The 7,095-nt window shown below is 69.3% G+C and carries 8 protein-coding genes; 6 read left to right on the top strand and 2 right to left on the bottom strand.

What is annotated here, in order from left to right:
- Nucleotides 1–470 precede the first annotated feature (470 nt).
- The 3 genes from ACIOHC_RS19575 to ACIOHC_RS19565 all read left to right on the top strand — a co-directional run bounded on the left by ACIOHC_RS19575 (nucleotide 471) and on the right by ACIOHC_RS19565 (nucleotide 3,170).
- Nucleotides 471–1,232, top strand: a complete 762-nt coding sequence (locus ACIOHC_RS19575) for a trimeric intracellular cation channel family protein (RefSeq protein WP_401843311.1) — start codon at nucleotides 471–473, stop codon at nucleotides 1,230–1,232.
- Nucleotides 1,232–2,485, top strand: coding sequence for a M20 family metallopeptidase (locus tag ACIOHC_RS19570; RefSeq protein WP_401843308.1), 1,254 nt, complete (start codon nucleotides 1,232–1,234; stop codon nucleotides 2,483–2,485). Before ACIOHC_RS19575 ends, ACIOHC_RS19570 begins: the two co-directional genes overlap by 1 nt.
- Nucleotides 2,486–2,909: 424 nt before the next feature.
- Nucleotides 2,910–3,170 carry a hypothetical protein gene (locus ACIOHC_RS19565; protein ID WP_351083650.1) on the top strand — a complete coding sequence of 87 codons (261 nt, stop codon included), beginning with the start codon at nucleotides 2,910–2,912 and terminating at the stop codon, nucleotides 3,168–3,170.
- Between the two features lie 233 nt (nucleotides 3,171–3,403).
- Here ACIOHC_RS19565 and ACIOHC_RS19560 read toward each other — a convergent pair whose 3' ends face one another.
- Nucleotides 3,404–4,054, bottom strand: coding sequence for an HAD family hydrolase (locus ACIOHC_RS19560; RefSeq protein ID WP_401843307.1), 651 nt, complete (start codon nucleotides 4,052–4,054; stop codon nucleotides 3,404–3,406).
- A 43-nt stretch (nucleotides 4,055–4,097) separates the two neighbouring features.
- Here ACIOHC_RS19560 and ACIOHC_RS19555 point away from each other — a divergent pair, with 43 nt between their 5' ends.
- Nucleotides 4,098–4,220, top strand: coding sequence for a hypothetical protein (locus tag ACIOHC_RS19555; protein WP_351083647.1), 123 nt, complete (start codon nucleotides 4,098–4,100; stop codon nucleotides 4,218–4,220).
- 8 nt (nucleotides 4,221–4,228) lie between these two features.
- Here ACIOHC_RS19555 and ACIOHC_RS19550 read toward each other — a convergent pair whose 3' ends face one another.
- A complete protein-coding gene (locus ACIOHC_RS19550) occupies nucleotides 4,229–5,080 on the bottom strand; it encodes a hypothetical protein (RefSeq protein ID WP_401843305.1) in 852 nt (283 codons plus the stop codon).
- A 273-nt stretch (nucleotides 5,081–5,353) separates the two neighbouring features.
- On the opposite strand from ACIOHC_RS19550, the gene ACIOHC_RS19545 reads away from it, so the two are divergent.
- Both ACIOHC_RS19545 and ACIOHC_RS19540 read left to right on the top strand, forming a co-directional pair.
- Nucleotides 5,354–5,527 carry a CsbD family protein gene (locus ACIOHC_RS19545; protein WP_351083643.1) on the top strand — a complete coding sequence of 58 codons (174 nt, stop codon included), beginning with the start codon at nucleotides 5,354–5,356 and terminating at the stop codon, nucleotides 5,525–5,527.
- Nucleotides 5,528–5,810: 283 nt separating this feature from the next.
- Nucleotides 5,811–6,215: a hypothetical protein gene (locus tag ACIOHC_RS19540; RefSeq protein WP_351083641.1), complete on the top strand. Its 405-nt coding sequence runs from the start codon at nucleotides 5,811–5,813 to the stop codon at nucleotides 6,213–6,215.
- Nucleotides 6,216–7,095: the final 880 nt, after the last annotated feature.

Genomic DNA, 7,095 nt, shown 5'->3' with positions numbered 1-7,095 from the left:
ACACCCAAGCCCTCCTCCGCCTCGCCCGCCAACGCACCAGCGTCCTGTTCGCGATGCTCCGAGACGGCACCTTCTACGAGTCCCGAACCCCCACCGTCACCCTCGCCGCATGACCAGGATGAAAACCCTCAAAACCGGCAGCGCGAACTTGACGAAGGACATAGAGGCACCCCCCGGCGGCGGGCTGTTCACGACAATGGGGCCTCCGGCCGCGGCGCTCTCGTGTGCCGGTGCCGTCGGACCGGCCGGCAGGTCCGCACCGGACAGGTTCGCCCAGAGGGCCGATCGCCATCAGGACGAACCCAGAGGCCGACAGCCAGGACGATCAACGGCATGCCGGCCGAGCGGGGCGTCCGTCGATCGGCGGCGCGAGTCCCGGCCACGCGTGGCCGGGCGAGCCGCGTGCCGGTACCGGCCGTCACGCTCTGTGTCCGGCCCAGGTGCTGCGAAGAGGGTGAGTCACTAGGCTCATGATCGTGTCCACCGTGTGCGTGACATCTGCCTCCCTGATTCCCGCCGGTATCACGGTCGCGACCCGGTACCTCGACCTTGCCGGTGTCTTCTCGTGCGCGCTGCTGGGTGGTGCCGTCGCCCGTACGGCGGGCCTGGACCTGTTCGGGTTCCTGGTGGTGGGCATCATCTCCGGCTTGGGCGGAGGCATGATCAGGGACGTGCTGCTGCAGCACGGCACCCCTGTCGCACTGACCGACTACGCCTACCTGCCGACCGCCGTCGCCGGAGCCGTGGTGGTTTTTCTCATCAAGATCAGTGAGGAGTCCTGGGGCCGGCTGTTCACCGCCCTCGACGCCGCGGTCATCGGGTTCTGGGCGATCACCGGTGTGAACAAGACGCTGGCCGTCGGCCTGGGCTGGCTGCCGGCCGTCCTGCTGGGCACCGTGACCGCCGTCGGCGGCGGCGCCCTGCGCGATGTCGTCCTCGGTCGGGTGCCGGCTGTCTTCGGCGGCAACGGTCTGTACGCCACCGTCGCCGTTGCGGTCGCCGGAGTCACGGTGATCTGCGTGTACCTCGGCGTGCCGGGGGTCGGCGTCGGCCTGGGCATCGCCCTGGCCCTGGCCTTCCGGCTCACCGCCGTGCGGTTCGGCTGGAACCTGCCCAACAGCCTGGACTGGCAGCCCCGGTCCGAGGCGGCCGCGACGCTGCGGCGCCGCACCGATCCCGCCACCCGGAACGGGAAGGACGAGCAGTCCCACCCGCGCAAGGAGCCATCGTGATGGACCGTACCCATGCCGTGCTGTCCGGCCTCGCCGAGATCCGCTCAGATCTCGAGAACCTCTACCAGGATCTGCACAGGCATCCCGAACTCGGCCTGCGGGAGCACCGCACGGCGAAGAAGGTGTCCGACGCCCTGCGGGACTACGGCTATGAGGTCACGGATGGCATCGGCGGCACCGGTGTGATCGGTGTGCTGGCCAACGGCGACGGACCCACCGTCATGGCCCGCGCGGACATGGACGCCCTCCCGGTACGCGAGCAGACCGGTCTGCCCTACGCCTCCAGCGCGACCCTGATCGGTCCGGACGGCACCGAGCAGCCGGTCATGCACGCCTGCGGGCACGATGTGCACGTGACCGCTCTGATCGGCTGCGCACGGCTGATGGCTCAGGCCGAGGACGCCTGGCGCGGTACCTTCGTGGCGCTCTTCCAGCCCTCGGAGGAGAACGGCGACGGCGCCCAGGCCATGATCGACGACAGGCTCACAGCAAGGGCTCCCCGGCCCGACGTGGTGCTCGCCCAGCACGTCCTGCCCTATCCGGCCGGCTACGTCGGCACCCGCCCGGGATCCTTCCTGTCGGCCGCGGACAGCCTGCGCATCACCGTCCACGGTCGAGGGGCGCACGGCTCCATGCCTCAGGCCGCGGTCGACCCCGTGGTGATGGCCGCCATGATCGTCGTGCGCCTGCAGACCATCGTTTCCCGGGAACTCGCCGCCACCACCCCCGCCGTCGTCACCGTGGGCAGCATCCACGCGGGCAGCGGCCCCAACGTCATCCCCGACAGCGCCGTCATCCAGCTCAACGTCCGTACCTACGACGATGCCACGCGCAATCAGGTCCTGAAGGCGATCGAACGCATCGTCCGGACCGAGTGCGAGGCGTCCGGGGCGCCGAGGGCACCCGAGATCGAGAAGACGGCCGCCTTCCCGCCCACCGTCAACGACGAGGAAGCCACCCGGCGCGTCGCCGAGGCGTTCGCCGCCCACTTCGGCGACGACGCACACACCATCGACCTGCAGACCGCCAGCGAGGACATGAGCGAGCTCCCCCGAGCGTTCGGCGCGCCGTTCACCTACTGGGGCATCGGAGGCATCGACGCCGACCTGTACGCCGAAGCCGCCAAGAAGGGAACCATCGCCCAGGACGTCCCGGTCAACCACAGCCCGAACTTCGCCCCCGTCATCCAGCCCACCCTGGACACCGGCGTCAGCGCCATGACGGTGGCCGCGCTCGCCTGGTTCGACAGTTGACACGAACCCGGCATCCCCGGCGAACCGTGGCGGAGGCGGTCGCCGGCTGTCGGAGCCGGCGCCGGAGTTACGGCCCCGGAAGGTCGTGCCATGCCAGTCCAGGCGCGCCGCCCGGGGTTGTCGAAGCGGGATCGGCGGCGAGTGGGTGGCGAGGTACGGGGTGAGAGGTGCGAGCCGCTCGATCCCGACATCGGCAGATCGCGCTTACGGCTCCGAGCCCAGACGGGGCTCGTCCCGCCCCGCACCTCCCTGATCGGAGCGCCATCGGTCAAGCGCTCCTCCTCCGAGAGCCCAGGGGCGCCGGCGACCTCAGCGGCCTGTGCGAACGCCATCCTGACCAGGCTGAACAGCAAAGAGCAGGACTCGAATGGTATCCGCCCACCGAATCCACCCAGAGCAGCGGGCCGCTGGCAAGATACGGTCCATGACCGACAGCGACCCCGGCCAGAAGGCCCGCGAACTGCTTACCCAGGCATCCCATCACCCGGTCGCCAGCCCTCAGCGCGACGCGCTGGTGGCCGAAGCCGCCGTGTGGGCGCGGCTGGACCACGTAGCCGGTATGGGCAGCCACACAGCCGCCACAGTCGACATCAAGTCTGCCCTGTCCACCCTCGCCGACCCCGTGCAGAAACTCGGCAGCGCGATCGGCGATCTGACCGAACGCATCAAGCTCAGCCAGAAATGAGCGAGGACACGGGCCGGCTCATCGCGACCGTGAGCTGAGATGAGGATGAGACACAGGAGACGGTCCCACTGCTCGTTCTAGAAGGAAATCGGTGTGGTGGCTCGGCGGTTGGGTGTTGCGTCGGCCAGATCTGCCGGGCGTCTGCTGATCCCGCACCACGAAACGTCCTTCGGGCCCCAAGAGCCAGGACCAGGTGCAGCGCCGAATCCCGTACGGCCCACAACAGCCGAGGGTCACACCTCGGCGAGGAGAGCTGGTAGCTCACGCATGTCGTCAAAGACCACCGTGCCCGGTCCGTGCAGCCATTCTGCGGGCGTGAGCCCGCCGCAGTAGCCGAACGCGCGCATGCCGGCGGCGCGGGCGGCCTGTACGCCGTAGCGGCTGTCCTCGACAACGGCGCAGACCTCGGGGGCGAATCCCATTTGCTGTGCCGCGTGGAGGAAGAGGTCGGGCGCGGGCTTGCCGTTGACCACTTCCGCCGCGCTGTAGATGCGTCCTTCGAAGCGCGAGTACAGCCCGGTCAGGCCCAGGGTGTGGCGAAGGCCGTCATGGCTGCTGCTGGAGGCCACACAGGCGGGCAGCTGGATCTGGTCGAGGGCCTCCACTACGCCGTCAACAGCGGTGAGTTCGGCTTCCATGGCCAACTGGTACAGATGGCGCTGCTCCGCCTCCCACCCGTCCGGAAGCTTGTAGCCGAGGTGCTCCTCGACATCGGTGATCATGTCGGCGTGCGAGCGGCCTACAAAGCGTTCGACGATTTCGGCCTCGCTGAGCGGCCAGCCGAGCGACGCCAGGCTCATCGCGTCCACGCGTACTGCGATGCGCTCGCTGTCCACCAGAACGCCGTCACAGTCGAATATCACGAGTTCAATGGGCTTGATCACACCTGCATGCTACGGGAGCACACGAGTTGGTCCGTGATGGTGGGTGAAGTCGTGGTGGCTCGCCCGGGGGCTGTGGTCGAAGAGCTACCACTACTCCCACCACCATGTCGTCGTCGACTCCGAAATCCGTCTCGTCGTCGACGTCGGTCGGCCAGTGGGCGCATGATCGACCGATTACCGGCCCAGGTCTGGGTGCTCGGAGTAATCGTCAAATCCTGTGGACGGGACTGCTCGCAAGCCCTGGGCCAATCCGCTTTTGGCCTGTGACCGCGGTGGATGGGTTACGTCTTGAGGCCGTCTGCTTCGCAACCCGCGTTCGATGGTGGCGCGGCAGCTGCCCTTGGCCGGTGCGGTAGCCATGATGACCCGGTCGTTGGCCTTGATGATCCGGTCGACGGTGCCGACACGGTCGGGGGTGACCAGATAGGCCCCACAGCCGTCCCCACGGCGGCCGTCGGCGGTGGCAAGCTCGTCGGCCCGGCAGGCGTCCACGACCCGTACCGCCCCGGACACCGCGCGCGTCCACTGGCGCTCACCCGACCAGGCGTTCCAGCCGGTCATGCGGCAGGATCCGGGGCGGCAGACCGCCGTCAGCACCTCGAAGCTGTTCTCGAACGGGAAAACCTGGCTGCCTGGCGGCAAGGCATGCCGCCAGGTCAGGAGCCCCCGCTCCGGGTCGAGCCCGGCGATCGCACTCGGCCCCCGGCGGCCGTCCCTGCCGCCGACCAGCACCACCCGGTCACCACGGACGAGCGCGGAATGCGCCGCGCCGTGCTGGTGCGAGGTCAACGCGAGCTCGGCCGGCAATGCCGGCCGCCAGCCCTTGTTCGCTGTGCCATCCCGGCGGACCAGCGTGCGGCCCTCGCCGAGCAGCCCCGCCGCGGGGGCGTTCAGCGCCCAGGTGCCATCGGGGCCGGGCAGCACCGGCAGCGGAACACGAGAGGCCTCCTCGGGCACCGCCCCACCGTCGCCGAACATCGGCGGCAGTGGGGCGAAACAGCCCGCCACGAGCAGCCCCACCAGCACGGCCAGTAACCCTCGCGGCCACAGATGCCTCATCGCGCCCCCGGATCCGCCCGGTGATGTTCAGAAAGGCGCCCCAGCCCGACGCGGAGCCGCCCCGGACGCCGGGTCCCGGACCCCGTCCGGTCCCCGAGCCGCCCCGACCGACGGAAGAGTGCTGTTCCCACGGCCGTTCCTTCCGGATGCTCGTGAGTGCGCCGCGTCACCGATTGCGGCCTCGGAGTGATCGACGCAAGGTGGATGCGTCAGTCCCCCACAGTGAAGGACGGAATCGTCATGGGTAAGGCAAAGGCGAAGGCCAAGCAGGCCAAGGGCAAGCTGAAGGAAACCGTCGGCGGTGCCATGGACGACAAGGGCATGCAGGCAGGGGGCCGCGGTGAGCAAATGACGGGTGAGGCCCAGGAGACCGCGGCAAAGGCGGCTGAGCGGCTGAAGAAGTCCGGACGGTAGGACCCGCGTTCTGGGCTGCGTACCCGGGGCGGCCGCATCCGCGTCGCATGCCCGCCGGGGCGCCGCCTGGGGCCGGCCGAGTGGTCGGCCCCAGGCGTCAGGTTTCGTCGCTCGACAGGAGTTCGCTGACGGTCGGCGGTCTCGGGCGATTGCGACGCCGGGGCGCCGAGGCTGCCCCACCAGCCCGGGGTGAGATGCCCTCGGGCTCCCCGGTCAAAGGGGCATCCAGGGAAGGGCTCGCAGGATCGAACCGGCGAAAGCAGCCAGACCCAGAAGCGTAAGGGTGTCCGAGCCGACCCGGGCGATCACGCGGGGGGCTGACCAGGCTGGCCAGCACAGACGCGGCGCCGAGGAGCGCTGTGGGCACACCGAGGTGGCGGGGCGGCTGATGCAGCCCGGCGACCAGGCTGTATTGGGCCGCTACGCCCATACCCGACACCGCCGTGACCAGTGCGGCGACGACGAGGATCCGCGCGAGTGGCGGAGTGAGGCGAATATGGGCGACGTCGGCGAGGAATTCGGTGCGCCATCGGGTCCGCGGCGGCCGGGGTTGTTCGGGTGGCGGCGTGAGCAATGCCGTGGCAGCGGCCGCCGTCACGAAGGCGGCGGCGTCGAGTGCGGCAACGGCCCCACCGCCGAGCAGGCTGAGCAAGCCTGCCCCGACCAACGGCGAGACCAGGCGCCCTGATTCCTGTACTCCCAGGCGCCAGCCGTTGATCCGTCGGCGGGTCCGCGGCCGGAACGTATTGGGCGAACAGGGCGGTCTCGGCCGGATCGACAAGTACCAGGGAGGTGCCGTATGCGGTCATCACGGCGAAGACCGCCCATATCTGCTCCCGGCCGTGAACGAACAGCAGGCACGCGACGGCGATCGAACTGCACAGGTTCACGACGATGAGGAAGCGTTGTCGCGGGACCCGATCCGCGACCAGTCCCGCCAGCGGCCCGAACAGCGACGGGATGTAGATGCATGTTTGCGTCAACCCGGCAAGCGCGCTGCTCCCCGTGAGCGACTTGACCCACATCCCGGCCACCAGGCTGAGCGCGGTATCGCCGACCACCGAGAGCCCGAGCCCGATGAGATACAGGCGAGCGTGACGACGCTCCATTGTCGACGCCGCCAACTCCGGTGCTCTGCTCATCGGTTCCGCTCCGGAGTCCGCCGACTGCCACTACACCCGGGCGAGCCGGACAAAGGCGATGTCACGCGCAAGAGGGCATGCGTCGCCCCGACGCAGTCCCGGGCGCACGGCAGGGACGATCCCATGGCCCGGTTGGCGCACACGCATCGTGCTTCTCCCACGGTGCAAGCCATCTCCGTTGGTCTGCGGCTCGGCATATCGACCCCGAAGTCGGCAGATCTTGACATGCCTTGCTCGAACTGGCCGGCACAGGCACACGTTGCCGCGAACGATGGCAGGCTGCTTCGCGACCGGCTCACCGATTCATCCGCATCCGGACCGTGCACCCCCGGACACCGCCCGACGGCCTGTTCCTGCCGGTGCGCTCCACTTCCGAGGAGGACTCCGACGTGCCATCTCCCACTTCCACGAAACGAACTGTCGCGG

The sequence above is a fragment of the Streptomyces sp. NPDC088252 genome (assembly GCF_044740965.1).
GTDB lineage: Bacteria > Actinomycetota > Actinomycetes > Streptomycetales > Streptomycetaceae > Streptomyces.
The sequence above is the reverse complement of the archived record's forward strand: the minus strand, read 5'-3'. Positions and strand labels throughout refer to the sequence as shown.